Origin of the sequence: Microbacterium ureisolvens (genome assembly GCF_015278315.1) — a bacterium.
GTDB classification, from domain to species: Bacteria; Actinomycetota; Actinomycetes; order Actinomycetales; family Microbacteriaceae; genus Microbacterium; species Microbacterium ureisolvens.
Window position 1 is genome coordinate 13156 of record NZ_JADIJE010000010.1, and the last position, 24365, is coordinate 37520.

At 70.7% G+C, this 24365-nt stretch carries 19 protein-coding genes; 14 read left to right on the plus strand and 5 right to left on the minus strand.

All coding sequences use genetic code 11. The features are described from left to right. Position 1: 1 nt before the first annotated feature. Complete coding sequence (locus tag IM767_RS14965) at positions 2–286, plus strand: hypothetical protein (RefSeq protein ID WP_109211132.1); 285 nt, start codon at positions 2–4, stop codon at positions 284–286. A 1-nt stretch (position 287) separates the two neighbouring features. Next, positions 288–1016: an alpha/beta hydrolase gene (locus IM767_RS14970; RefSeq protein ID WP_109211133.1), complete on the plus strand. Its 729-nt coding sequence runs from the start codon at positions 288–290 to the stop codon at positions 1014–1016. Between the two features lie 4 nt (positions 1017–1020). On the opposite strand, the gene IM767_RS14975 is transcribed toward IM767_RS14970, so the two are convergent. Then, positions 1021–2088 carry an AI-2E family transporter gene (locus tag IM767_RS14975; RefSeq protein WP_109211134.1) on the minus strand — a complete coding sequence of 356 codons (1068 nt, stop codon included), beginning with the start codon at positions 2086–2088 and terminating at the stop codon, positions 1021–1023. Positions 2089–2261: 173 nt separating this feature from the next. Here IM767_RS14975 and IM767_RS14980 point away from each other — a divergent pair, with 173 nt between their 5' ends. Together IM767_RS14980 and IM767_RS14985 are read left to right on the plus strand one after the other, a co-directional pair. Next, a complete protein-coding gene (locus IM767_RS14980; protein WP_162564328.1) occupies positions 2262–4145 on the plus strand; it encodes a DUF8094 domain-containing protein in 1884 nt (627 codons plus the stop codon). Beyond that, positions 4145–5089, plus strand: coding sequence for a tetratricopeptide repeat protein (locus IM767_RS14985; RefSeq protein ID WP_109211136.1), 945 nt, complete (start codon positions 4145–4147; stop codon positions 5087–5089). Before IM767_RS14980 ends, IM767_RS14985 begins: the two co-directional genes overlap by 1 nt. A gap of 28 nt (positions 5090–5117) precedes the next feature. Here the strand turns inward: IM767_RS14985 and glgB are convergent, their stop codons facing one another. The 3 genes from glgB to glgX form a co-directional block, all read right to left on the minus strand. After that, positions 5118–7295: a 1,4-alpha-glucan branching protein GlgB gene (gene glgB / locus IM767_RS14990; RefSeq protein ID WP_109211137.1), complete on the minus strand. Its 2178-nt coding sequence runs from the start codon at positions 7293–7295 to the stop codon at positions 5118–5120. Then, on the minus strand, positions 7292–9376 hold the full coding sequence (locus IM767_RS14995; protein WP_109211138.1) for a maltotransferase domain-containing protein: 2085 nt from the start codon (positions 9374–9376) through the stop codon (positions 7292–7294). Before IM767_RS14995 ends, glgB begins: the two co-directional genes overlap by 4 nt. Before the next feature lie 76 nt (positions 9377–9452). Further along, complete coding sequence (gene glgX / locus IM767_RS15000; RefSeq protein ID WP_109211139.1) at positions 9453–11540, minus strand: glycogen debranching protein GlgX; 2088 nt, start codon at positions 11538–11540, stop codon at positions 9453–9455. Positions 11541–11646: 106 nt separating this feature from the next. Between glgX and IM767_RS15005 the strand changes: the two genes are divergently transcribed. From IM767_RS15005 to IM767_RS15020, 4 genes are all read left to right on the plus strand, one after another. After that, positions 11647–12831 (plus strand): cysteine desulfurase family protein, encoded by a 1185-nt coding sequence (locus IM767_RS15005; RefSeq protein ID WP_109211140.1) that lies wholly within the window; start codon positions 11647–11649, stop codon positions 12829–12831. A 9-nt stretch (positions 12832–12840) separates the two neighbouring features. Beyond that, a complete protein-coding gene (gene mnmA / locus IM767_RS15010; RefSeq protein WP_109211141.1) occupies positions 12841–13938 on the plus strand; it encodes a tRNA 2-thiouridine(34) synthase MnmA in 1098 nt (365 codons plus the stop codon). A 157-nt stretch (positions 13939–14095) separates the two neighbouring features. Next, entirely contained in the window at positions 14096–16396 is a 2301-nt protein-coding gene (gene ligA, locus IM767_RS15015; protein ID WP_109211270.1) for an NAD-dependent DNA ligase LigA, read from the plus strand. A 68-nt stretch (positions 16397–16464) separates the two neighbouring features. Then, the gene (locus IM767_RS15020; RefSeq protein ID WP_109211142.1) at positions 16465–16773 is read left to right on the plus strand and encodes a YciI family protein; all 309 of its coding nucleotides are present in this window, start codon (positions 16465–16467) and stop codon (positions 16771–16773) included. An 80-nt stretch (positions 16774–16853) separates the two neighbouring features. Here IM767_RS15020 and IM767_RS15025 read toward each other — a convergent pair whose 3' ends face one another. Then, on the minus strand, positions 16854–18554 hold the full coding sequence (locus tag IM767_RS15025; RefSeq protein WP_109211143.1) for a long-chain-fatty-acid--CoA ligase: 1701 nt from the start codon (positions 18552–18554) through the stop codon (positions 16854–16856). A 101-nt stretch (positions 18555–18655) separates the two neighbouring features. On the opposite strand from IM767_RS15025, the gene gatC reads away from it, so the two are divergent. The 6 genes from gatC to IM767_RS15055 all read left to right on the plus strand — a co-directional run bounded on the left by gatC (position 18656) and on the right by IM767_RS15055 (position 24360). After that, entirely contained in the window at positions 18656–18955 is a 300-nt protein-coding gene (gene gatC, locus IM767_RS15030; RefSeq protein WP_109211144.1) for an Asp-tRNA(Asn)/Glu-tRNA(Gln) amidotransferase subunit GatC, read from the plus strand. Between the two features lie 9 nt (positions 18956–18964). After that, positions 18965–20485, plus strand: coding sequence for an Asp-tRNA(Asn)/Glu-tRNA(Gln) amidotransferase subunit GatA (gene gatA / locus IM767_RS15035; RefSeq protein WP_109211145.1), 1521 nt, complete (start codon positions 18965–18967; stop codon positions 20483–20485). Continuing rightward, positions 20485–22008, plus strand: coding sequence for an Asp-tRNA(Asn)/Glu-tRNA(Gln) amidotransferase subunit GatB (gene gatB / locus IM767_RS15040; RefSeq protein WP_109211146.1), 1524 nt, complete (start codon positions 20485–20487; stop codon positions 22006–22008). Before gatA ends, gatB begins: the two co-directional genes overlap by 1 nt. Positions 22009–22100: 92 nt before the next feature. Further along, positions 22101–23360, plus strand: coding sequence for a DNA polymerase IV (gene dinB, locus IM767_RS15045; protein ID WP_109211147.1), 1260 nt, complete (start codon positions 22101–22103; stop codon positions 23358–23360). Between the two features lie 111 nt (positions 23361–23471). Then, positions 23472–23792, plus strand: coding sequence for a hypothetical protein (locus tag IM767_RS15050; protein ID WP_109211148.1), 321 nt, complete (start codon positions 23472–23474; stop codon positions 23790–23792). Beyond that, positions 23767–24360, plus strand: coding sequence for a nucleoside/nucleotide kinase family protein (locus IM767_RS15055; protein ID WP_239453391.1), 594 nt, complete (start codon positions 23767–23769; stop codon positions 24358–24360). Before IM767_RS15050 ends, IM767_RS15055 begins: the two co-directional genes overlap by 26 nt. Positions 24361–24365: the final 5 nt, after the last annotated feature.

The window sequence follows — 24365 nt, forward strand, 5'->3', positions numbered from 1 at the left end:
CGTGCCGCGTTCCAACCGCCGCAGACCGGACTCCAGCGGCGATGACTCGTTCGAGCGCCTCCTCGCCGGCTGGAAGCGCACGGAGGTGCGGCGCGGGGTCGTCTGGACCGTGCAGCCCGTCTCCGCCGCCCAGGCGCAGAAGCCGTACACCTGCCCCGGCTGCGGCGGCCAGATCGACATCGGCGTCGCGCATCTCGTGGCCTGGCGCGCCGATGGCGTCCTCGGCGACGCCGCGGACCTCGCCGCCCGCCGGCATTGGCATCAGCACTGCTGGAAGGTGGCTTGACATGGAGATCCGAGGCCCGATGCTGCTTCCCGCGCGTCGAGAGGACATCGAGCTCGAGACCCTCGACGGCCTGACGCTGGTGGGGGAGCTGGCGCTTCCCGAGCACGGCGAGCCCGCTGCGACCCTCGTGACGCTGCACCCGCTGCCGACGGCGGGCGGCTTCATGGATTCGCACATCCTGCGCAAGGCGGCCGCCCGCCTTCCGGCCCTCGCCGACCTCGCGGTGCTGCGCTTCAACACCCGAGGCACGACGTCGCCGCGCGGCACCAGCGAGGGCGCGTTCGACGGCGGGCGGGCGGAGGCCTTCGACGTCGCCGCGGCGATGGAGTTCGTTCGCGCGCGCGGGCTGCCGCGGCCGTGGTTCGTGGGATGGTCGTTCGGCACCGAGCTCGTCCTCAAGTACGGGCGCGACCACGCGGTCGAAGGCGCCGTGCTGCTGTCCCCGCCTCTTCACCGGGCGACCGACGCCGAGGTCGCGGCGTGGGCGGGCGACGAGCGTCAGCTGATCGTGCTGGTTCCCGAGTTCGACGACTACCTGCGACCGGATGCCGCAGCCCAGCGTTTCGCGAGCGTGCCCGACGCCGTGCTCATCCCGGTCGAGGGAGGAAAGCACCTGTGGGTGGGGGAGAACCAGACCCGCCGCGTGCTCACCGAGATCGTCGCCGCGGTGAACCCCGACGCTCTGCCGCTGCCCGTCGAGTGGGACGGGCCGGTCCCCGAGGAGGGATGAGCGGTCACCTCTCGTTCTGGCGGGGGATCACGACCTGGCGGTAGATGATGAGGATGCTGGCGGCGACAGGGATCGCCACGAGCGCACCCAGGAGTCCGAGCAGCGAACCGCCCGCGAGCGCGGCGATGACGACGACGGCTCCGGGCACCGAGACCGCGCGACCCATGATGCGGGGCGAGATCACGTAGGCCTCGATCTGCATGTAGATCAGGTAGTAGATCGCGGCGATGAGCGCCGTCGTCGGCGAGCCCACGATGAGGCAGAGGAGCACGATGATCGCCGAGCCCGTGAGCGTGCCCACGAGCGGGATCAGCGAGAAGAAGAAGGCGATGACGGCGAGGACGGCCGGGAAGGGTGCGCCGATGATCGAGAGGAAGATCGCACTCAGCACGCCGTTGATGACGCCGAGGGTCACCTGGCCGATGACGTAATAGCCGACGGAGTCGGTGATCTGCTCACCGAGGTCCATGAACCGGGCCCGCTTGGACGCGGGGACCAGCTGGTAGACCGCGCGCTTGAGGTTCGGCGTGGAGGCGGTGAAGTAGATCGTGAGGATCAGCACGATGAAGGCGCCGGCGAACCCGGCCACCAGCGCGCCGATGATCGCGATGATGCTTCCCCCGACCTCCGAGCCGATGGCCCCGACGTCCAGCGATGCGTACCAGTCCTCGATGTAGCCCCACACCTCGTCGACGTTGAGCGCAGGGAAGACGTCCTTGAGCCAGCTCTGGATCGCCCCGACCGGGTCGTCGAACATCCCGTCCTCTGCCAGACCCTCGATAGCGGACACCAGCTGACCGATCTGCTGCACGATGATCGGCACGACCATCAGGACGATGCCGGCGAATGCGGCGAGGACGCCCAGGATCGTGATGAGCACGGCCGCCCACCGGGGGAGCTTGCGACGTTCGAGCCAAGCGACGATCGGGTCCAGGCCCAGCGAGAGGAAGAGCGCGGTGCCGACGTAGAGCAGGATCGTCTGCAGGTTCTGGATGCTCCCGATGAGCAGCAGCCCGAGGCCCACCCCCAGCGTCGCGAGGAGCGCTGTGCGGAACGGGTTGTGCAGCTTCATCGATTCCCCCTTCCACCGACGAGGCGTCGATGCGTGTTCGCCCAGAATACGCACGACGGCCGCTCAGCCTGTGGAATGGCACCTCCCACGCGCCTTTCAGGTCGAGTTCGCTAGTCTGAAATGTCGAATCGAAGGGTTGCGCCCTGCGCGCGCGCCCGGGAAAGGTGTTCTTCGTGCGTTTCGTGTGGGCCGTGGCGGCGTTCGTGCTCGCCACTGTGATGATCGGGGCGGGCATCGCCCAGCGGACGATCTTCCAAGGACCCCGGACCGAGACCACGGCGATCTCGGTCGAGGAGGACACGCCGTATCTCCTGATCGACGGAGCCGTGCTCAACCAGATGCCGGGCACTCAGACTCTCCGCGCTCAGGCGGAGGGTGAGATCTTCGCGTCCTACGGCCGCACCGCCGACATGCAGGCGTGGCTCTCCGACGCCACCTACACCCGGGTGACGCTCGACGACCAGGGCGGTCTCGAGACGACCGTCGTCGAGCCCGAAGGCACCGCCGAGGACGCGGCCGCCGACGACGCGGCCGCCGACGACGCGGCCGCCGACGACGCGGCCGCCGAAGGCGACACCGCGCAGGAGGCCCCCGCCGACGGCACCGCGGCCGAGGCACCCGGCCGCAGCCCGGTGGGCTCGGATCTGTGGCTCGACGAGTATCAGCAGACCGACCTCCTGATCGCGCCGCTGCAGCTCCCCGAGGAGATGAGCGTTCTCGTGGCGGCCGATGGGACCGCACCCGCACCGAGCCAGGTAACGGTGACGTGGCCCCTGCAGACCTCCACCCCGTGGGCCGGCCCGCTGATCGTCGGCGGCGGCATCATCATGGCCGTCGGCGTGTTCCTCTACATCCTCGGCATCCGTCACGCCCGCCGCAAGCGCGGCCCGCGACGCAAGGGCCTGCCCCTCCCGGTGACCGAGCCCATCGACATCGCGATCGACGGCGACGACGACAAGGGCGTCATCAGCGCCTCGGCGGCCCCCACGCGACGCGCCGTATCGAGCGGGCGCCGTGCGTTCGCCGTGGTCCCCGTCGTCGCCGTGTCGGCGCTGCTGTTCTCGGGGTGCTCCGCCGACGCGTGGCCGCAGCTCGCGCCCACGCCCACGCCGACCCCGACCGCCACGGTGATCGCGCCGGAAGGGCAGCAGGCGCCCGCCGTCACGAAAGCCCAGGCCGAGCGGATCCTCACCCGGATCGCCACCACGGTCGCCGACGCCGATGCCGCCATGGACGGCGATCTCGCCGAGACGCGGCTCGAGGGCGCTGCGCTGGCTGCGCGCGACACGAACTACAAGCTCCGTGCGGCGATCGCCGACTACGCGGTGCCCGCACCGATCCTCGCCAAGCCCCTCGAGATCATCCTCCCGCAGGCGTACGACGACTGGCCGCGCTCGGTCATCGCCGTGGCGGACGACGACGAGTCGAAGACCTCGAGCATCATGCTGATGACTCAGCAGGATGCCTGGTCGGACTACAAGCTCTCGTACATCGCGAGCCTCGAGGCCTCGACGACGCTGCCCGATCTCGCGCCCGCGTACATCGGCGCCGCGCAGGTGGAGCCCGATTCGCCGTTCCTGCTGCTGCCGCCTGACCAGGTGGCTGCCGCGTACGCCGACGTCATCAACAACGGCGAGGACAGCGAGTCGTACGACCTCTTCGAGGCCGAGGGCGACCAGCTGCGGGTGGCGATCGCCGCCGACCGCCAGCGCCGGCTCGACGAGTTCAACCAGACGGGCGCATCCACCGGCAAGTTCGAGTTCACGTCCGGACCCGGCACGCAGCTGCCGTTCGCACTCCAGACGCTGGAGAGCGGCGCGATCGTCGCGGTGAACATCAACGAGGTCGAGAACGTCACCCCGACGACGCCGGATGCCGTGATCCGGCTTCCTGACAACCAGACCGTGAAGGCGATCACGGGCACCGACCAGTCGCCGAGCGGCTTCGCGACGACATACAGCGATCAGGTCTTCTTCTACGTGCCCAACGGAGGCTCGAACGAGAAGATCCGCCTGCTCGGTTACTCATCCGACATCCTCGATGCGAAGATTCTGTAGTGACCGATCCCACTCTGGGCGCCTCGCTGCGCGGCGCCGTCGACCTGTCCGCTCTCCGCAATCGTCCTGCGCCCGCCGCGCCGGGTGAGGAGATAGCCCAGGGCGGCGACGTGGTCGTCCCGTCGCTCGTGCTCGACGTCACCGACGAGACCTTCCCCCAGGTGCTCGAGCTCTCGCGCACCGTCCCGGTGGTCGTCGACCTCTGGGCGGAGTGGTGCGGGCCGTGCAAGCAGCTGAGCCCCGTCCTCGAGAAGGTCGTGATCGAGCTCGGCGGCCGTGTCGTGCTGGCCAAGGTCGATGTCGACGCCAACCCGCAGCTCTCGCAGGCCTTCCGCGCCCAGTCGATCCCGATGGTCGTGGCGCTGGTCGGGGGGCAGCCCGTGCCGATGTTCACCGGCGCCGTTCCCGAACAGCAGGTGCGCGACGTGTTCGCACAGCTGCTGCAGCTCGCGGCGCAGAACGGCGTGACCGGCACCGTGTCGACGGACGGACAGGCGGATGCCGCGGCGGAGGATGCCGCCGAGCCTCCGCTTCCGCCGCTGCATGCCGAGGCGTTCGAGGCGATCGAGGAGGGCGACTACCCCCGCGCGATCGCCGCCTACGAGAAGGCCCTTGCCGAGAATCCCCGTGACGCCGAGGCCCGTGCCGGTCTCGGACAGGTCCGGCTGCTGGACCGCGTGCAGGGTGTCGATCTGCAGGCCGCACGGTCGGCTGCGGCATCCGCTCCCACCGACGTCGCCGCGCAGCTCACCGTCGCCGATCTCGATCTCGCCGGCGGGCACGTCGACGACGCTTTCGGCCGTCTGCTCGACCTGTTCGCGCAGCTGCCCTCGGACGAGCGCACGCCGGTGCGCGAGCGACTGCTCGAGCTGTTCGCGCTCGTCGGCGACGCCGACTCGCGGGTGATCGCGGCGCGCGGTCGCCTGGCTTCGCTGCTCTTCTGATCGGCGGGGGCGCAACGCCCCCCGCCGATCAGCCCTGAGTCGGCGAGGGGATGTGCGCGCCCGTGCGGTGGCGCAGCCACAGCACGCCCAACGGCGGCAGCACCATCGACGCCCGCCCTCCGGCTCCGGCGTGGACGACCCCGAGATTGCCGACTCCCGAGCCGCCGAAGGACTGCGCGTCGGTGTTGAGGATCTCGTCCCAGACGCCGGCGTCGGGTAGGTCGAGCTCGTAGCCGGTGATCGGGCCGCCCGAGAAGTTCGCGACGACCACGACGGTGTTGCCGTGCCAGTCGCGTCGCGCGAACGCCACCACGTTGGGGTTCCACTTCGGGGCACCGAGCCGGGTGAAGGCGGCGCCGTCGCTGTCGCGCGACCACAGCGCGGATTCGTCGCGGTAGATGCGGTTGAGAGTGCCGACGAATTGCTGCAGCTGGGCGTGCGTGGGCTGGTCGAGCAGCCACCAGTCCAGCGAACGGCCCTCGGACCATTCGGACAGCTGCCCGAACTCCTGGCCCATGAACAGCAGCTGCTTGCCCGGGTGACCCCACATGTAGGCCAGGAAGGCGCGCATGTTGGCCAGCTGCTGCCAGTGGTCGCCGGGCATCCTGCCGAAGAGGCTGCCCTTGCCGTGCACGACCTCGTCGTGGCTGATGGGCAGCACGTAGTTCTCGCTGAACGCGTACACGAACGAGAACGAGAGCTCGCCCTCGTGGTGCGAGCGGTAGATCGGGTCGCGCTTGATGTACTGGAGCGAGTCGTTCATCCAGCCCATGTTCCACTTGAACCCGAACCCCAATCCGGCGTGGTCGGTCGGCGCCGTGACCCCGGGGAAGCTGGTCGATTCCTCGGCGATCATGGCGATGCCGGGATAGCGCTTGTACGCCGTGGCGTTGACCTCCTGCAGGAACCGGATCGCCTCCAGGTTCTCGCGGCCGCCGTGCACGTTCGGCGCCCACTCGCCCTCGTTGCGCGAGTAGTCCAAGTACAGCATCGAGGCCACCGCGTCGACCCGCAGGCCGTCCACGTGGAACTCCTCGAACCAGTACAGCGCGTTGGCGACGAGGAAGTTGCGCACCTCGTTGCGGCCGTAATCGAAGATGTAGGTGCCCCAGTCGCGGTGCTCGCCGCGGCGAGGGTCCGGGTGCTCGTAGAGCGGCTCGCCGTCGAAGCGGGCGAGGGCGAACGCGTCCTTCGGGAAGTGGCCGGGTACCCAGTCCATGATCACGCCGATGCCGGCCTGATGCAGACGGTCGATGAGATAGCGCAGATCGTCGGGGTGCCCGAAGCGGCTGGTGGGCGCGTAGTAGCCCGTGACCTGGTAGCCCCACGACCCGCCGAACGGGTGCTCGGCCAGGGGGAGGAACTCCACGTGAGTGAACCCCTGCCCGCCGACGTAGTCGATGAGCTGGTCGGCGGCATCGCGGTACGACAGCCCCTGCCGCCACGAGCCGAGGTGCAGCTCGTAGATCGACATCGGCTGCGACACCGGCGTCGACTTCGCGCGCGCCGCGAGCCAGGCGCCGTCGCCCCAGGAGTAGGAGGAGCCCACGACGCGAGAGGCGGTCGCCGGGGGCACCTCGGCGAATCGCGCCATCGGGTCGGCTTTGACGACCCAGGCGCCGTTGCGCCCACGGAGTTCGAACTTGTACGTCGCGCCCTCGCCGATGCCCGGGATGAACAGCTCCCAGACGCCGCTGGAGCCCATCGAGCGCATGGCGTGGCCTTGACCGTCCCAGCCGTTGAAGTCCCCGAGGACGCGCACCGCGCGGGCGTTGGGCGCCCAGACGGTGAATGCCGTGCCGAGGGAGCCGCCGTGCTCGCGCTCGTGCGCTCCGAGGACGCGCCACAGCTCCTCATGACGGCCCTCGCCGATGAGGTGCAGATCGAGCTCGCCGATGGTCGGAGAGTGGCGGTACGGGTCGTCGGCGACGTAGTCGGGTCCCTCCGGGTAGGTGGTCGCCAGCTCGTACGACGTCAGCGCGCCGACGCGCGTGCCCTCCCAGATCCCCGCACGGACGTGCTCAAGAGGAACGCGCATGCCGTCGGCGAAGACGGCCGTCACGCTGCGCGCGAGAGGTCGACGTGCACGCACGGTCCACGTGCCGGTGCCTTCGGCATCCGTGTCGGGGTGGAGGCCGAGCACCGCGTGGGGGTCGTGGTGCGTGCCCGCGGCGACGGCGTCGAGGATCTGGTCGGCGGGGGTCATGCGGGCTCCTTCACGTGGAGGATGTGGACCGGCTGGGTGAATGCGTCGAGCATCACGTAGTTGTGATCCGACCAGGTCCACCGGGCGCCCGTGACGAGGTCCTCGACCTCGTAGGCCTCTCCGGGCTCGACGCCCCACACGCGGGTGTCGAGGTGGACCATCGTCTGGCGCACCGAATGCGGATCGGTGTTGACCACGACGATGATCGTGTCGCTGCGGCCGTCCGGGGAGAGCCCGGCGTCCAGGTGCTTGGCGTACACGAGGATCGCGTCGTCGTCGCTCCAGTGGATGCTGAGGTTGCGCAGCTGGCGCAGCGCCGGATGCGCCCGCCGGATCTCGTTGAGGCGACCGAGGAAAGGTGCCAGCGAGTCGCCGCGCTCGATGGTTCCCGCCCAGTCGCGGAGCTTGTACTCGTACTTCTCGTTGTCGATGTTCTCTTCCGAGCCCGGTCGGGCGACGTTCTCGTAGTGCTCGTAGCCGGCGTACACCCCGTAGGTCGGAGCGGCGGTCGCCGCGATGGCGGCGCGGATCCGATAGGCCGCCCGCCCGCCGTACTGCAGGTACTCGGTAAGGATGTCGGGCGTGTTGACGAAGAGGTTCGGACGGAGGAAGTCCGCCGTCTCGTGGGCGAGGGACGACAGGAACTCCTCGAGCTCGGCCTTCGTGTTGCGCCAGGTGAAGTACGTGTAGCTCTGCTGGAAGCCGGCCGCCGCGAGGCTCTGCAGCGGCGCCGGGCGGGTGAACGCCTCCGCGAGGAAGACCACGTCAGGATTCTCGGCGTTGATCGTGGCGATCAGCCATTCCCAGAACTGCAGCGGCTTCGTGTGCGGATTGTCGACCCGGAAGATGCGGACACCCTGCGCGACCCAGTGGCGCACGACCCGCAGCACCTCCTCGCGGATGCCGACGGGATCGTTGTCGAAGTTCACCGGGTAGATGTCCTGGTATTTCTTCGGCGGGTTCTCGGCGTACGCGATCGAGCCGTCGGGCAGCGTCGTGAACCACTCCGGGTGCGCGGCGACCCAGGGGTGGTCGGGGGCCGCCTGCAGAGCGAGATCGAGGGCGATCTCGATGCCCTCCCGCCCGGCGGCGCGCACGAACGAGCGGAAATCGGCCAGTGTGCCGAGGTCGGGGTGGACGGCGTCGTGGCCGCCCTCGGCGGATCCGATCGCCCACGGCGATCCGGGATCGCCCGGGCCCGCATCGAGGGTGTTGTTCGGTCCCTTGCGGTTGAGCGTTCCGATGGGATGGATCGGCGGCAGATAGAGCACGTCGAACCCCATCTCGGCGACCGCGCCCAGGCGCTTGGCCGCGGTGCGGAAGGTGCCGCTCTTGACGGTGCCGTCCTTGAGGCGCCGCGCGCCCTCCGAACGGGGGAAGAACTCGTACCAGGCACCGACGCCCGCCCGCTCGCGCTCCACGAGCAGTTCGAGGTCGTCTCCGACGGTCGCGAGCGCCATCACCGGCCGATGCCGGAAGAACGCCGCGATGGCCGGGTCCTCGACGATGGCGAGCGTCGCGGCGTCGTCGAGGCCGGCATCGCGGAGGGATGCCGCAGCCGCCGCGAGCGACCGGCGCTCGGCCGCGGGGCGGCCCTTCTCGGCACCGGCCCGCTCGAACAGCTGTGCGCCGATCTCGCGCATGAGCGGGGCATCCACCCCCGCCGCGATCTTGAGCGAGGCGGCGTGCTCCCACGTGGCGAACTCGTCGCCGAACGACTCGAAGCGGAAACGCCAGATCCCCTGCTCGAGCAACGCGACCTGGGCCTCCCAGCGATCGAACCCGTCCTCGAGCGGGTCGAGGCGGTGCAGCGACTCGTCGCCGGAGGGGGAGAACAGACGCAGCTGCACGCCGATCCGGTCGTGCCCCTCGCGGAACGCGGTCACCCGGAACGGGACCACCTCGCCTTCGAACGCCTTCGGGCGGTAATCGCCCCACGGCACAGCGGGTGACGGCTTGGCAAGCGGGACGCGCCGCGCCGCCGTGTCTCGCTCGGCCTGCCAGGCAGGGATATCGCGGACGGGGAGAGCCGAGGCGCTCCGCCACGGGCGGGTGCGCGGAGAGCGCGTCGTCGTGACCACGCTTCGAACCTATCGCGCGCCCGGGACGTATGACAGCCGCTTGACAGGGCGCGTCCGCCGGAGCGTCGGCGTCGGTCTACTCGACGCGGAACAGGTGCATCGACGTGCCCGGCAGGGACACCATGTCGCCGGGGGCGAAGCTCCCGCGCGTGTCGTCCGGCCTCTCGTCGGCGCTGCACCACAGCGACTCGTACCGCGTCGCGCCCTCGATGTCGGGCAGGGTCACCTCGGTGGCGCGCTCGGTGCCGTGGATCATGAGCAGCACGCGGTTGGAGCTCTCGAACTCGGGCGTCGAAGCGGCGACGTACTGCAGGGTCCGGTGCGCCGGGTCCGCCCAGCGCTCCCCGGACATCGTCTCGCCGTGCTCGTCGTACCACTCCATCACCGAGGCCGAGGGCGTGCGCTTGCCCAGCCGGGCGAAGCGGCCGGGACGCAGCGCCGGGTTCTCGCGACGCATCCGCAGAAGGTGACGCACGTGGGCGTAGAGATCGCGCTGCCAGGGCGCGTGCTCCCACGAGAGCCATGTGAGCACCGAGTCGTGGCAGTACGCGTTGTTGTTGCCCCGCTGGGTGCGCGCGAACTCGTCGCCCGCCGTGATCATCGGCACCCCGGCCGACAGCAGGAGCGTGCCGATGAGGTTGCGCATCGCCTTGCGGCGCGTCGCGAGGATCGCCTCGTCGGCGGTCGGCCCCTCGGTGCCGTGGTTGAAGGACCGGTTGGTGTCGGCGCCGTCGCGGTTCTGCTCGCCGTTGCCGAGATTGTGCTTGACGTCGTACGAGACGAGGTCGCGCAGGGTGAAGCCGTCGTGCGCGGTCACGAAGTTGATGCCCGCCAGCGGCCCGCGCTCGTCGGCGAAGGTGTTGGCGGAGCCGGCGAGCCGGGTCGCGAAGCCGCCGATGCCGACGGGGGAGGTCGAGGCCCGTCGGGCGTAGTCGACATCGCTGAGCCAGAAGTTGCGCACCCGATCGCGATAGCGGTCGTTCCACTCGCTCCAGCCGTGGCCGAAGTTGCCGGTCTGCCAGCCGCCCATGCCGACGTCCCACGGCTCCGCGATCTTCTTCACCCCGGCGAGCTGCGGGTCGTCGAGGATCGCCTGGAGGAGGGGGTGCTCCGGCGTGAAGTGGTGCGCGCCGTCGCGGCCGAGCGTCGCGGCGAGGTCGAAGCGGAAGCCGTCGATCTGCACGTCGTTCGCCCAATACCGGAGCGAATCGAGCACCAGGCGGGCCGCGGCATCCGTCGACGTGTTCACCGAGTTGCCGCAGCCGGTGACGTCGATGTAGGCGCCGTCCTCCTGCTGGCGGTAGTACGCCCTGTTGTCGATGCCCCGCAGGCTCGAGCGGGGTCCGCCGATGCCCTCCTCCGAGGTGTGGTTGTAGACGACATCGAGGATCACCTCGAGCCCGGCCTCGTGGAGGAGCTTCACCATGCCCTTGAACTCGCGCAGCACCGCCTCGGGGCCCTGCCGGCGCGCGTCCTCGGTGGCATACGCCGCATGGGGTGTGAAGAAGTTGACCGTGTTGTAGCCCCAGTAGTTGGCCAGGCCGTGCTGGAGCAGCCGCGGCTCCGTGGTGAACGCGTGCACCGGGAGCAGCTCGATGCTGGTGATCCCGAGGTTGAGGAAGTGCTGGACCATCGCCGGGTGCGCCAGGCCCGCGTACGTTCCGCGCAACGCGCCCGGGACGTCCGGATGCCGCTTGGACATGCCCTTGAGATGTCCCTCGTAGATGACGGTCTGATCCAGCGGCACGGCGGGCTTCGAGACACCGGCCCAGTCGAAGTAACCCTCCACGACCACGGATCGCCAGCCGTCGTAGCCGGTGCGGTCGAGCCCGCGCGAGTAGGGCTCGAGAAGGAGCGTGCCGTGGTTGAAGGTGTTGCCGGGGCCGTGCGGGCCGTCGACGCGGATCGCGTACCGCGTGCCCGGACGCAGGAGCGGGGTGGTCAGCTCCCACACCCCGCCGCCCACTGGCGCGAGCGGCTCGGTGGCGGTGATCCAGTCGAGATCGGAGTCGTCGAAGACGACCAGGTCCACGGCTTCGGCGGCGCCCGACCACACCCGCAGCCGCGCGCCGTCGGGGAGGAGCACGACCCCGAGCCCATCCAGCTCGGGACCGAGCAGGGCGGGCGCGACAGGGAGCGGGGCGAGGGACTCCGGGCGGACCATGCGGACTACCATAACCATGGTCCGAGTCGCGAGTGTTACGGGACCGGGTCCCACGGTCACCGGCACTCGGGCGCAGCCCGTGCGACCACAAGGCGGAGGAGGGGCCGTGCCGATCTACCTGGATCACGCCGCGACGGCGCCGCTGCGCCCTGAGGCCCGTGAGGCGTGGATCGACGCCGCGGGGGCCGTGGGCAACGCCTCCTCGATCCACGGCGCGGGACAGCACGCGCGACGGATGCTGGAAGAGGCGCGCGAACGCCTTGCGGCGGTGGTCGACGCGGACCCGATCGAGATCGTCCTCACCTCCGGCGGCACGGAGGCCGTCAACCTCGCGGTGAAGGGCCTCTGGTGGGCGCGCGCACCGCAGACGGATGCCGTCGTCCTGCCGGACGGTGAGCACCACGCGACGCTCGATGCGGTCGAGTGGCTGGAGGCACAGGGCGCTCCGGTCAGGCATGTCCCGCTCGATGCCCTCGCCCGCATCCGGCTCGACGACTTCCGCGCCGCTCTGCCGGGAGCGGCTCTCGCGACGGCGCTCGTGGCGAACAACGAGGCGGGAACCGTCAATGACGCCGCGTCGCTGTCGGCGATGGCTGAGGAGGCGGGGGTCCCGCTGCACCTGGACGCCGTGGCGGCGTTCGGGCACGTGCCCGTCTCGTTCCGGCGCTGGCGCGGCGCCGCACGCGGGCGGGCAGGTCTGGCGGCGATGAGCGTGTCGGCCCACAAGATCGGCGGTCCGGTCGGCATCGGCGCCCTCGTGGTCGCGCGCGGCGCCGAGATCACCGCGCTGGTCCACGGCGGCGGTCAGCAGCGCCGCCTGCGGGCGGGCACGCAGGACGTCGCGGGGGCCGTGGCGTTCGCCGTCGCGGCGGAGCTCGCCGAAGCGGAGCGCGAAGACGAGGCGCGGCGACTCGGGGCGATGCGCGATCGCCTGGTACGCGGCATCCGGAACACCATCCCCGATGCCGAGCTGCTGGGCGATCCCGTCGACCGCGTGCCCGGCAACGCCCATGTGCTGTTCCCGGGCGCATCCGGCGAGACGCTGCTGTTCCTTCTCGACATGGCCGGCATCGCCGTCTCGACGGGTTCGGCCTGTCAGGCCGGCGTGCCGGAGCCCTCCCATGTGGTCCTGGCGATGGGACGGTCCGATGCCGAAGCCCGGCAGGTGCTGCGCTTCACGCTCGGGCGCACCACGGCGGACAGCGACGTCGAGGCGCTCCTGGCCGAGCTGCCCGGCGTGGTCGAGCGGGCGCGTGCCGCGTCCGGGTCTTCGTCAGGCAGGCTTTCGTAGACTGGAGCCATGCGGATCCTTGCGGCCATGAGCGGCGGAGTGGACTCCGCCGTCGCGGCCGCCCGGGCCGTGGAGGCGGGGCACGACGTCATCGGCGTGCATCTCGCACTCTCGCGCGCCGGCGGCACGCTGCGCACGGGCAGCCGCGGATGCTGCACGATCGAGGACGCGATGGACGCGCGCCGCGCGGCCGATCGCCTCGGCATCCCCTTCTACGTGTGGGACTTCTCGGAGCGGTTCCGCGACGACGTCATCGACGACTTCGTGGCCGAGTACCGGGCCGGTCGCACGCCGAACCCCTGCATGCGGTGCAACGAGAAGATCAAGTTCGCCGCGCTTCTTGAGCGCGCGCTGGAGCTCGGCTTCGACGCCGTGTGCACGGGACACTACGCGACCCTCGTCGGCGGGCCGGACGGGCTCGAGCTGCACCGCGCGTCGGATGCCGCCAAGGACCAGTCCTACGTGCTCGGCGTCCTCAACGCCGAGCAGCTGGCGCACACGTACTTCCCGCTCGGGTCGACGCCCTCGAAGGCGGTCGTGCGGGCCGAGGCCGAGGAGCGCGGCCTCACCGTCGCCCACAAGCCCGACAGCCACGACATCTGCTTCATCCCCGACGGCGACACGCGCGGCTGGCTCAACGACAAGGTCGGCACCGAACGCGGCGACATCGTCGACCGCACCGGCGCAGTCGTCGGATCGCACGAGGGCGCACACGCCTTCACCGTCGGCCAGCGCCGCGGCCTGCAGCTCGGCGTTCCCGCGGCCGACGGCAAGCCGCGCTTCGTGCTCGAGGTGCGCCCGGTGTCCAACACCGTCGTGGTCGGTCCCAAGGAGGCGCTGGCCACCGCCGAGATCGCGGGGGAGCGGTTCTCGTGGGCTGGACGCCCGCAGCAGCCCGGGGAGTTCCCCTGCCACGTGCAGATCCGCGCGCACGCGGAGCCGGTGCCCGCCACCGCCACGCTCGCAGGCGGGCTGCTGACGGTCGTCCCCGAGACGCCCTTCGACGGCGTGGCCCCGGGGCAGACGGCGGTGCTCTACGACGGCACGAGGGTCATCGGGCAGTTCACCATCGACCGGACCGTCTCGGCGGTCCCGGTCGGGGCCTGAGACACGGGGACGGATGCCGCGGCCCGCCGCGGGCGCCATCGATCGGCCCCGCGCTGTCCGAGCCCGCTCCTAGACTGAGCGGGTGACGGAAGACGATCTCGGTACGCCCGCCTCCGCCCCGCTCGACGCGGCCACCGCGCTCCCGCCCGATGCCGGTCTGGACACCTCCCGGGCAGAGGCGCAGGAGCTCACGGAGCGCATCATCGACGCCCGCGACGCTTACTACGGACGCAACGCCGAGCTCGTCGACGACGCGACGTACGACGGGTGGATCCACCGGCTCGAAGAGCTCGAGCGCCTGCACCCCGAGCTGCAGAGCCAGGACTCGCCCACGCAGACGGTCGGCGCCGCCGAGACGTCGATGTTCGCGCCGGTCGAGCACGCCGAGCGGATGCTGAGCCTCGACAACGTCTTCAGCCTCGACGAGCTGCGCGACTGGTGCGTCAAGACCGAGGGTGCGGCCGGTCGCAGGGTGCGGTGGCTCACCGAGCTGAAGATCGATGGCCTGGCGATCAGCCTGCGGTACGAGCGCGGCGTCCTCACTTCTGCGGCGACCCGCGGCGACGGCCGGACCGGAGAAGACGTCACGGTGAACGCCGTGCGGGTCGCGGGCATCCCGCAGCGGCTCGCCGGCACCGGGCACCCCGATCTCGTCGAGGTCCGCGGCGAGGTGTTCATCCCGGTCGCGGCGTTCGAGCGGCTCAACGCTCTCCAGGCCGACATGCGCGATCGTGCCGTCGAAGAGACACGGGCGCGCAGCCGCGCGTTCGACGAGGCGAAGGCCCGCGTGAGCGCCGAACGCCGCTTCCCGTCCTTCGCGAACCCGCGCAACGCGGCGTCGGGCGGGCTCCGCCAGCAGCTCGACAAGAAGGACGGTCTGGAGCGCGAGGCCGGGCAGGCCCGACTGGACTCGCTCCGGCTCTTCGTCCACGGCATCGGGGCGTGGAGCCGGCCGCCGGTCGACTCCCAGAGCGAGACGTACGAGCTGCTGGCGGAGTGGGGTCTTCCCACGAGCCCCTATTTCCGCACGGCCGACGACATCGACGGCGTGCTCGACTTCGTCTCGCACTATGGCGAGCACCGTCATGACGTCGAGCACGAGATCGACGGCGTCGTGGTCAAGGTCGACGAGCTCGCACTGCACGACGAGCTCGGGGCGACGAGCCGCGCGCCGCGGTGGGCGATCGCCTACAAGTACCCGCCCGAGCAGGTGAACACGAAGCTCCTCGACATCGTGGTGTCGGTCGGCCGTACCGGTCGCGCCACGCCCTTCGCCGTGATGGCTCCCGCGCGCGTGGCGGGGTCGGTGGTACGTCAGGCGACGCTGCACAACCAGGACGTCGTCCGCGCCAAGGGCGTCCTGATCGGCGACACCGTCGTGCTGCGCAAGGCCGGTGACGTCATCCCCGAGATCCTCGGCCCCGTCGTCGAGCTCCGCGATGGGACCGAGCGCGAATTCGTCATGCCCGCCGACTGCCCGGAATGCGGCTCGCCGCTCGCGCCGGCGAAGGAGGGCGACATCGACCTGCGCTGCCCGAACACGCGGGCGTGCCCGGCCCAGGTCCGCGGCCGGGTCGAGCACATCGGATCGCGGGGCGCGCTCGACATCGAGGCGCTGGGCGAGGTGACCGCTGCCGCGCTCACCCAGCCCACCGTCCCCGAGGCCCCGCCGCTCGAGACGGAGGCCGGGCTCTTCGAGCTCACGCTCGAGCAGCTCGTGCCGATCGAGGTCGTCGTGCGCGACGCCGAGACGGGTGAGCCGCGCATCGACGACAAGACGGGGGAGCCCGTTCGGCGGGCGCCGTTCCGCCGCAATCCCAGCCAGACGGAGAAGAAGGCCGGTTCGACCGGTCCGCAGCCGTCGGCTCAGGCGCTCACGCTGATCGATCAGCTCGAGCGGGCGAAGACGAAGGAACTCTGGCGCTATCTCGTCGCCCTGAACATCCGCCACGTCGGACCCGTGGCCGCCCGCGCGCTCGCCCAGTGGTTCGGCTCGGTCGAGGCGATCCGGACCGCGTCGCGAGATGATCTCGCCGGCGTGGAAGGAGTCGGCGGCATCATCGCGGACTCGCTCCGCGACTGGTTCGACGTCGACTGGCACCGCGAGATCGTCGACCGGTGGGCGGCAGCGGGTGCGCAGCTCGCCACACCGGGGCATCCCGGGCCCGGCGCCGCTGCGACCGTCGGCGGGGTCCTCGACGGGCTCACCGTCGTCGCGACCGGTTCTCTCGACGGGTACAGCCGTGAGGGAGCGCAGGAGGCGATCATCCAGGCGGGCGGCAAGGCTGCCTCGAGCGTGTCGAAGAAGACGGATTTCGTCGCGGCCGGACCGGGCGCCGGCTCGAAGCTGACCAAGGCCGAAGAGCTGGGCATCCGCATCCTCGACGCCGCTCAGTTCCACGTGCTCGTCACGCAGGGCCCGGCGGCGCTGGACGCGCCCGGCCCCGACGCGGGGTGATCGGAAGTTCCGGCTGCTGATCCGTCGTCGTCGGTGCGCCGGCGGTCGTCGCCTGCGATGATGGCGCCATGGCGCAGTGGCTGTATCGCATCGTCCCGACGCGGGCCGACATGGTGGTCGACGCGACGCAGGAGGAGCAGCGGATCGTTGGCGAGCATTTCGCGTATCTCGTCAGCCTGCGGGACCGTGGCGCGTTGATCCTCGCCGGGCGCACGCAGGAGTCCGACGGCACGTTCGGCATCACGATCTTCGACGCCGACGATGAGGCGTCGGCACGCGCGATCATGGATGCCGACCCCGGAGTCGCCGGCGGTGTGTTCGCGGCGACGCTGCATCCCTACCTGGTCGCGGTCGCACGCGACGGGCTGGAGGGCTGAGCGCTCAGTCGCTGCACGCCCGGGCGCCTGAGCGCTCAGGTGCAGAGCGCTCAGGCGCCGAGCGCTCAGGCGCCCAGCGCTCAGGCGCCCGCGTTGAGCGCCAGGAGCCGGTCCCGCACCTGACGGCGCAGCACCTTGCCGATGAGCGACTTGGGCAGTTCGTCGACCACGTAGATCCGCCGGGGCACCTTGTAAGGGGTCAGGATGCCGCGCGCGAACTCCCGGATCGCCTCGACGTCGACCTCCGCACCTGGTGCCACGACGATCGCCGCGACGACCTCCTCGCCCGAGTGCTCGCTCGGCAGACCGACCACCGCGGCGTCCTCGACCTGCGAGTGCTGCCGCAGCGCGTTCTCCACCTCTGTCGGGGCGACGTTGAACCCGCCCGTGATGATGAGCTCCTTGATGCGGTCCACGATGCGTACGAAGCCGGCCTCGTCGATCGTGACGATGTCGCCGGTGCGGAACCAGCCGTCGGCGAAGACCTGCTCGGTCTCCTCGGGCTTGCCGTAGTAGCCGCTGAACACCTGCGGCCCGCGGACGACGAGCTCGCCGCGCTCTCCGGCGGGCACGTCCTGGGTGGGGTCGTCCGGGTCGACGACGCGGCACTCCGTGCCGGGAAGCGGCAGTCCGACGGTGCCGGGCACGCGGTTGTCGGCGACAGGATTGGCCATCAGGACCGGCGAGCACTCGCTGAGGCCGTAGCCCTCGACGAGGAACCCGCCGGATGCCGCCTCGAACGGCACCACGAGCTCGTGCGGAAGTGCCATCGCGCCGGAGATCGCGACCTCGGTGCCCGCGAGCGAGACGCCGTGCTCGCGGGCGGCCTTCAGGAGACGGTCGGCGATCGGCGGCACGAGGGGGAGGAAGGTGGCCGGGTGCTTCTTCGTCACCTCCAGGACCATGTCGGGGTCGAAGCGCGGGAAGAGCACCAGACGCGCGCCCATCGACATCGCGAACGTCAGGCAGAGCGTGAGCCCGTAGGCGTGGAACATCGGCAGGACCGCGTAGACGACGCAGCCGTCCCCGCGCACGATCGACGGCACCCATGCCCGCGCCTGCGCCGCGTTGGAAAGCAGATTGCGGTGGGTCAGCGACGCGCCCTTCGGGGCGCCGGTGGTGCCGCTGGTGTACTGGATGAGAGCGAGGTCGTCCGTGCCGGGGCGGGGGTGCGAGGCCGGCAGAGGAGCCGATGCGACGACCTGCTCCCACGGCACCGTGCCCGAGACACGCTCGGTGAGCGCCGCGCGCGCCTCGCGCGCTTTGGCGATGGGCAGGGTGAGCGCGACCCGCATGCGCCACGGCATCGCCTTGACCACGTCGACCGAGACCAGGCCGGTGACCGCGAGGTCGGCGGGGAAGTCCTGCACCGTCTTCACGACCTTCGACCACACGATCGCGTGCTTCGCGCCGTGGTCCTCGAACTGCTTGCGCAGCTCGCGGGGTGTGTACAGCGGATTGTGCTCGACGACGACGGCGCCCAGTCGCAGGATGGCGTAGAACGCCACGATGTGCTGCGGGCAGTTGGGGAGGACGATCGCCACGGGGTCGCCCGCCTTGACCCCGAGATCGCGCAGCCCGGCGGCGGCGCGCTCGATCTGCTCGTGCAGCGACCGGTACGACGTCTCGCGTCCGAAGAACTGCAGGGCCGCGGCATCCGGATAGTCGCGGGTCGAGGCATCGACGATGTCGACGAGCGAGCCCGTCACGGGGGACAGGTCCTCAGGGACTCCTTCGGCGTAACTGGCGATCCAAGGGCGAGGAGGGTCGTAGGTCGTCACGCGCTCAGCCTACGCCGGGGGTGCCGGAAGCACCGGGAGCCCGAACAGGTGCGGCCGTTCGCTGTCCGGGGGCGTGCGTGGTCCCCGACTAAACTGTCGGGGTGTCTGAAATCACCCCCGATCTCGTGCGCCATCTCGGTGTGCTCGCCCGGATCCAGCTGAGCGACGAGGAGGTCGAGCGACTGACCGGTCAGCTCGACGCGATCGTCGACAACATCGCCAAGGTCTCCGAGGTCGCCACCGCCGAGGTTCCCGCCACCAGCCACCCGATCCCGCTGGAGAACGTGTTCCGCTCGGACGTGGCCGGCGACCAGCTGACGCCCGCGCAGGTGCTGCAGAACGCGCCCGATTCCGCGGACGGCCGCTTCCGCGTGACAGCGATCCTCGGCGAAGAGCAGTAAGGGACAGACGTGACCGATCTCACGAAGCTGAGCGCTGCCGCGCTCGCAGACAAGCTGACCGCCGGCGAGGTGTCCAGCGTCGAGGCGACGCAGGCGCATCTGGACCGGATCGCCGCGGTGGATGCCGACGTCCACGCCTTCCTGCATGTCAACGGCAACGCACTCGACGTCGCCGCCGACATCGACCGCCGACGCGCGGCCGGTGAAGAGGTCGGCCCGCTCGCCGGCGTCCCCCTCGCGATCAAGGACGTGCTCGTCACGACGGACATGCCGTCCACGAGCGGTTCGAAGATCCTCGAGGGATACATGTCGCCCTACGACGCGACGGTGGTCGCGCGCTCGCGCGCGGCGGGCCTCGTGCCGCTGGGCAAGACGAACATGGACGAGTTCGCGATGGGCTCGTCGACCGAGCACTCCGCGTACGGGCCCACCCGCAACCCGTGGGACCTGACCCGCATCCCCGGCGGCTCGGGCGGCGGTTCGGCGGCGGCCGTCGCCGCGTTCGAAGCGCCTCTCGCCCTCGGCTCCGACACGGGCGGCTCGATCCGCCAGCCCGCGCACGTGACCGGAACGGTCGGCATCAAGCCGACCTACGGCGGCGTCAGCCGCTACGGCGCGATCGCGCTCGCCTCGAGCCTCGACCAGGTCGGACCCGTCACGCGAACCGTCCTGGACGCGGGGCTGCTGCACGACGTGATCGGTGGACACGACCCGCACGACTCGACCTCGCTCGCGCACGAGTGGCCTTCGTTCGCCGCCGCTGCCCGTGAGGGCGCGACCGGCGACGTCCTGAAGGGCCTCAAGGTCGGGGTGATCCGCGAGCTTCCCGACAGCGGCTTCCAAACCGGTGTCTCGGAGTCGTTCCGCACGGCCCTGGCGGCCATGGAGGCGCAGGGCGCCGAGATCGTCGAGATCAGCGCCCCGCACTTCGAGTACGGAGTCGCCGCGTATTACCTCATCCTCCCGGCCGAGGCATCCAGCAACCTGGCGAAGTTCGACTCGGTGCGATTCGGCCTGCGCGTGGACGTGCCGGGCGGCACCGTCGAGGACGTCATGGCCGCGACGCGCGACAAGGGCTTCGGCGACGAGGTGAAGCGCCGCGTGATCCTCGGCACCTACGCCCTCTCTGCCGGCTACTACGACGCGTACTACGGGTCCGCGCAGAAGGTGCGCACGCTCATCCAGCAGGACTTCTCCAACGCGTTCTCACAGGTCGACGTGATCGCGACGCCGTCGGCGCCGACCACGGCGTTCAAGATCGGCGAGAAGATCGACGACCCGCTGCAGATGTACCTCAACGATGTGACGACCATCCCCGCCAACCTCGCCGGCGTGCCGGGCATCTCGATCCCCTCCGGCCTCGCGGCCGAGGACGGGCTGCCTGTCGGCATCCAGTTCCTCGCGCCCGCTCACGAGGATGCCCGCCTGTACCGCGTCGGAGCTGCGCTGGAGTCCCTGCTGGTCGACTCGTGGGGCGGAGCGCTCCTCGACAGGGCGCCGGCGCTCGGCGCGAACGGAGGTGGCCGCTGATGGCCAAGGCCAAGCTGATGGATTTCGACAAGGCGCTGGAGCTGTACGAGCCGGTGCTCGGCTTCGAGGTGCACGTCGAGCTCAACACCGAGACCAAGATGTTCTCGTCGGCGGCCAACCCGGCCAACTCGGCGAACCACGGCGCCGAGGCGAACACGCTCGTGGCTCCCGTCGACATGGGTCTGCCCGGGGCGCTGCCCGTCGTCAACGAGACAGCGGTGCGCTACTCGATCAGCCTCGGCCTCGCGCTGGGCTGCTCGATCGCACCGTCCAGCCGATTCGCGCGGAAGAACTACTTCTACCCGGACCTCGGCAAGAACTACCAGATCTCGCAGTACGACGAGCCGATCGCGTTCGAGGGCTCCGTCGACATCGAGCTGGCCGACGGCGAGGTCATCAGCGTGCCGATCGAGCGTGCGCACATGGAAGAGGATGCCGGCAAGCTCACGCACGTCGGTGGCTCCACGGGGCGCATCCAGGGCGCCGAGTACTCGCTCGTGGACTACAACCGGGCGGGCGTCCCGCTCGTCGAGATCGTGACCAAGCCCATCTTCGGCGCCGAGCACCGGGCCCCCGAGATCGCGAAGGCATACGTCGCGACGATCCGCGACATCGTCATCGCGCTCGGCATCTCGGAAGCGCGCATGGAGCGCGGCAACCTCCGGTGCGACGCGAACGTCTCGCTGCGCCCGCGCGGCCAGGAGAAGCTCGGCACACGCACCGAGACGAAGAACGTCAACTCGATGCGGTCGGTCGAACGTGCGGTGCGCTACGAGATCCAGCGGCAGGCGGCGATCCTCGCCGACGGCGGCACCATCATCCAGGAGACGCGGCACTGGCACGAGGACACCGGGACCACGTCGCCCGGCCGCCCGAAGTCCGACGCTGACGACTACCGGTACTTCCCCGAGCCGGACCTGCTGCCGGTCGCGCCCTCGCTCGAGCTCATCGAGCACCTCCGCGCAGCGCTGCCCGAGCCGCCTGCGGCGCGTCGGCGCCGGCTGAAGGCGGACTGGGGCTTCACCGATCTTGAGTTCCAGGACGTCGCGAACGGCGGTCTGCTGGCGGAGGTCGAGGCGACGATCGCCGCCGGCGCTTCTCCGGCCGCGGCCCGGAAGTGGTGGACCGGCGAGCTCACCCGCATCGCCAACGCCCAGGGGCGCGAACCCGCCGAGCTGGCGACGCCGGCCGACGTGGCCGCCCTCCAGGGGCTGGTCGAGGCGGGCACGCTCACCGACAAGCTCGCTCGGCAGGTGCTCGAGGGCGTCGTAGCCGGTGAAGGCACCCCGCAGGAGGTCGTCGACGCACGTGGCCTCGCGGTCGTGTCGGACGACGGCGCGCTGATCGCGGCGATCGACGACGCGCTGGCGGCCCAGCCCGATGTGCTGGAGAAGATCCGTGACGGCAAGGTCCAGGCAGCCGGCGCGGTCATCGGGGCAGTCATGAAGGCGATGAAGGGCCAAGCCGACGCGGCGCGCGTGCGCGAGCTCATCTTGGAGCGCGCGGGTTCGACCGGAGCTTGAGACTTCGGACCGCTCGGTCCAGTTCTTCGAGAGGGCGGTCCCACCGGGTCCGCCCTCTCTCGGATGTCGGCGATCGCTGAGAGGATCGAGCAATGGGACGCGGTGACGGAACCGGGCGACTGACGTCGCCCGCCGACGCCGACGACACCGGTACCGGCATCCTCCACGTCGACATGGACGCGTTCTACGCGTCGGTCGCCGTTCTGGACGACCCGAGTCTCAAGGGGCTTCCGATCATCGTCGGCGCAGCCGAGGGGAGAGGGGTCGTCTCGAGCGCGTCGTACGAGGCACGTCGTTTCGGCGTGCGCTCGGCGATGCCCGTCGGTCAGGCACTGCGAATGTGTCCGAGCGCGATCGTCGTGTCGCCGGACTTCGGCCGCTTCCTGGAGGAGTCGGCGAAGGTCATGGCGATCTTCCGCGACTTCACGCCGCTGGTCGAGCCGCTGTCGATCGACGAGGCGTTCCTCGACGTCCGCGGAGCCCGTCGGCTGTGGGGGAGTCCTGGCCGGATCGCGCGGATGCTCCGCGCCCGCGTACTCGACGAGACCGGGCTGACGTGTTCCGTCGGCGTGGCAGCGACCAAGCATGTCGCGAAGATGGCCTCGACGATCAGCAAGCCCGACGGGCTCCTCATCGTGCCTGCAGCCGCCACCGCAGAGTTCCTTGCGGGTCGGCCCGTCGGCGCCCTGTGGGGCGTCGGACCCAAGGCGGCCGAAGCGCTGCATGGGCGCGGCATCCGTACCGTGGCCGACATCCTGCAGACGCCGCGCGCCGTGCTCGATCGCACGCTCGGGCCGGCGATGGGCGAGCGCGTCTGGCATCTCGCGCGAGGGACGGACGCCCGGACGGTCGAGACCGAGCACATCGAGAAGAGCGTGGGTCACGAGGAGACCTTCGACGTCGACATCGCCGACACCGCGGTGCTCCGCAGCGAACTGCGGCGACTCGCCGACCGCGTGGGTGCGCGACTTCGCCGGCACGGCTGGGAGGCGTCGACGATCTCGATCAAGATCCGCTTCGCCGACTTCACCACCATCACGCGGTCGCAGACGCTGCCCGACCCGACCGCGGTCGGTCAGCGGATCGGCGATGCCGCGCATGAGCTGTTCGACGGCCTCGACCGACGCCTTCCCGTGCGACTGGTCGGCGTCAGAGCCGAGAAGCTGCGTCCTGCCGGTGAGTCGGCTCCGGCGCTGTGGGACGAGGATGCCGAGTGGCGGAGCATCGAGGGAGCCCTCGACGGCGCGACCGCACGGTTCGGCAAAGGCGCCATCACGCGTGCCACCCTGCTGGGCAAGAGCCGCGGCGGCGGCACGCTGCCGTCGAATCCTCGGCCGCCCCGCGAGGGCTGACGACGGCGCGGGCACGGTGCGGCCGGCCAAGGACGCCGCGCGATGGTCTTCAGCGAGGATCGTCCTGCATCGCTACTGGGCGTGCGCACGCGGGGCCGGTAGCGTGGACGCATGCCCAACATCGCACTCGAACTCGGCCAGCAGTCCGCGTCTTTCGGCGTGAAGAGCGCCTACGGCGAGCAGCAGGACGTCGACGGCGTCCGCATCATCCCGGTCGCCCTGACATGGTCCGGATTCGGGGGCGGGTCCGACGAAGCGGGCAACGGCGCGGGCGGCGGCGGAGGCTGGGCCGTCCCGGTCGGCGCTTACATCCGCCGCGGAGACGATCTGAGATTCGAGCCGAACATCGTCGCGCTGATCACGGTCGCGATTCCGTTCGTCATCTTCGCCGGCCGCGCCCTCAGCCGTGTCATCCGCGCCCTCAAGAAGTGATCAGGACGCGGTCGGCAACTCCCTGACGGTCGCGGTCGAGCACATCATCGACGCGGTCGCGGCGGTCGCGGCATCCAACCCGGTCGTCCTCATCGACGGACGCAGCGGGGCCGGCAAGACCTCTCTCGCCCGAGCGCTCGTGGGTCGATGGCCCCTGCGCGGGCGGGTGCAGCTGGTGGCACTGGATTCCCTCTACCCGGGTTGGGACGGGCTCGACCAGGGCGTCGAGCTCGCCCGCGAGCTGATCCTGACCCCGCACGCGCGCGGCATGGTGGGCGTGTGGCAGCGCTGGGACTGGACGGTGGGGGAACCGGCCGAGGCGCACGCGGTCGATCCGTCCCTGCCGCTGATCGTCGAGGGAGCGGGACTGCTGACGCCGGCGACCGCCCGGCTCGGAGACGTACGAGTGTGGCTGGAGTCGCCTGCGGCCTCCCGCAAGCAGCGCGCACTCAAGCGGGACGGCGACGCGTTCCGTCCGCACTGGGACCGCTGGGCGCGCCAGGAGCAGCGTCACGTCGAGCGGGACGATCCCCTGCGCCTCGCGACGCTGGTGTTTCCGGTGCCCTGACCGCG

Bases quoted from the DNA above. Each gene is read 5' to 3' on its own strand.
- IM767_RS14970 (WP_109211133.1), top strand. From the start codon at position 288: ATGGAGATCCGAGGCCCGATGCTGCTTCCCGCGCGTCGAGAGGACATC.
- IM767_RS14975 (WP_109211134.1), bottom strand. From the start codon at position 2,088: ATGAAGCTGCACAACCCGTTCCGCACAGCGCTCCTCGCGACGCTGGGG.
- glgB (WP_109211137.1), bottom strand. From the start codon at position 7,295: ATGACCCCCGCCGACCAGATCCTCGACGCCGTCGCCGCGGGCACGCAC.
- glgX (WP_109211139.1), bottom strand. From the start codon at position 11,540: ATGGTCCGCCCGGAGTCCCTCGCCCCGCTCCCTGTCGCGCCCGCCCTG.
- mnmA (WP_109211141.1), top strand. From the start codon at position 12,841: ATGCGGATCCTTGCGGCCATGAGCGGCGGAGTGGACTCCGCCGTCGCG.
- IM767_RS15020 (WP_109211142.1), top strand. From the start codon at position 16,465: ATGGCGCAGTGGCTGTATCGCATCGTCCCGACGCGGGCCGACATGGTG.
- gatB (WP_109211146.1), top strand. From the start codon at position 20,485: ATGGCCAAGGCCAAGCTGATGGATTTCGACAAGGCGCTGGAGCTGTAC.
- dinB (WP_109211147.1), top strand. From the start codon at position 22,101: ATGGGACGCGGTGACGGAACCGGGCGACTGACGTCGCCCGCCGACGCC.
- IM767_RS15050 (WP_109211148.1), top strand. From the start codon at position 23,472: ATGCCCAACATCGCACTCGAACTCGGCCAGCAGTCCGCGTCTTTCGGC.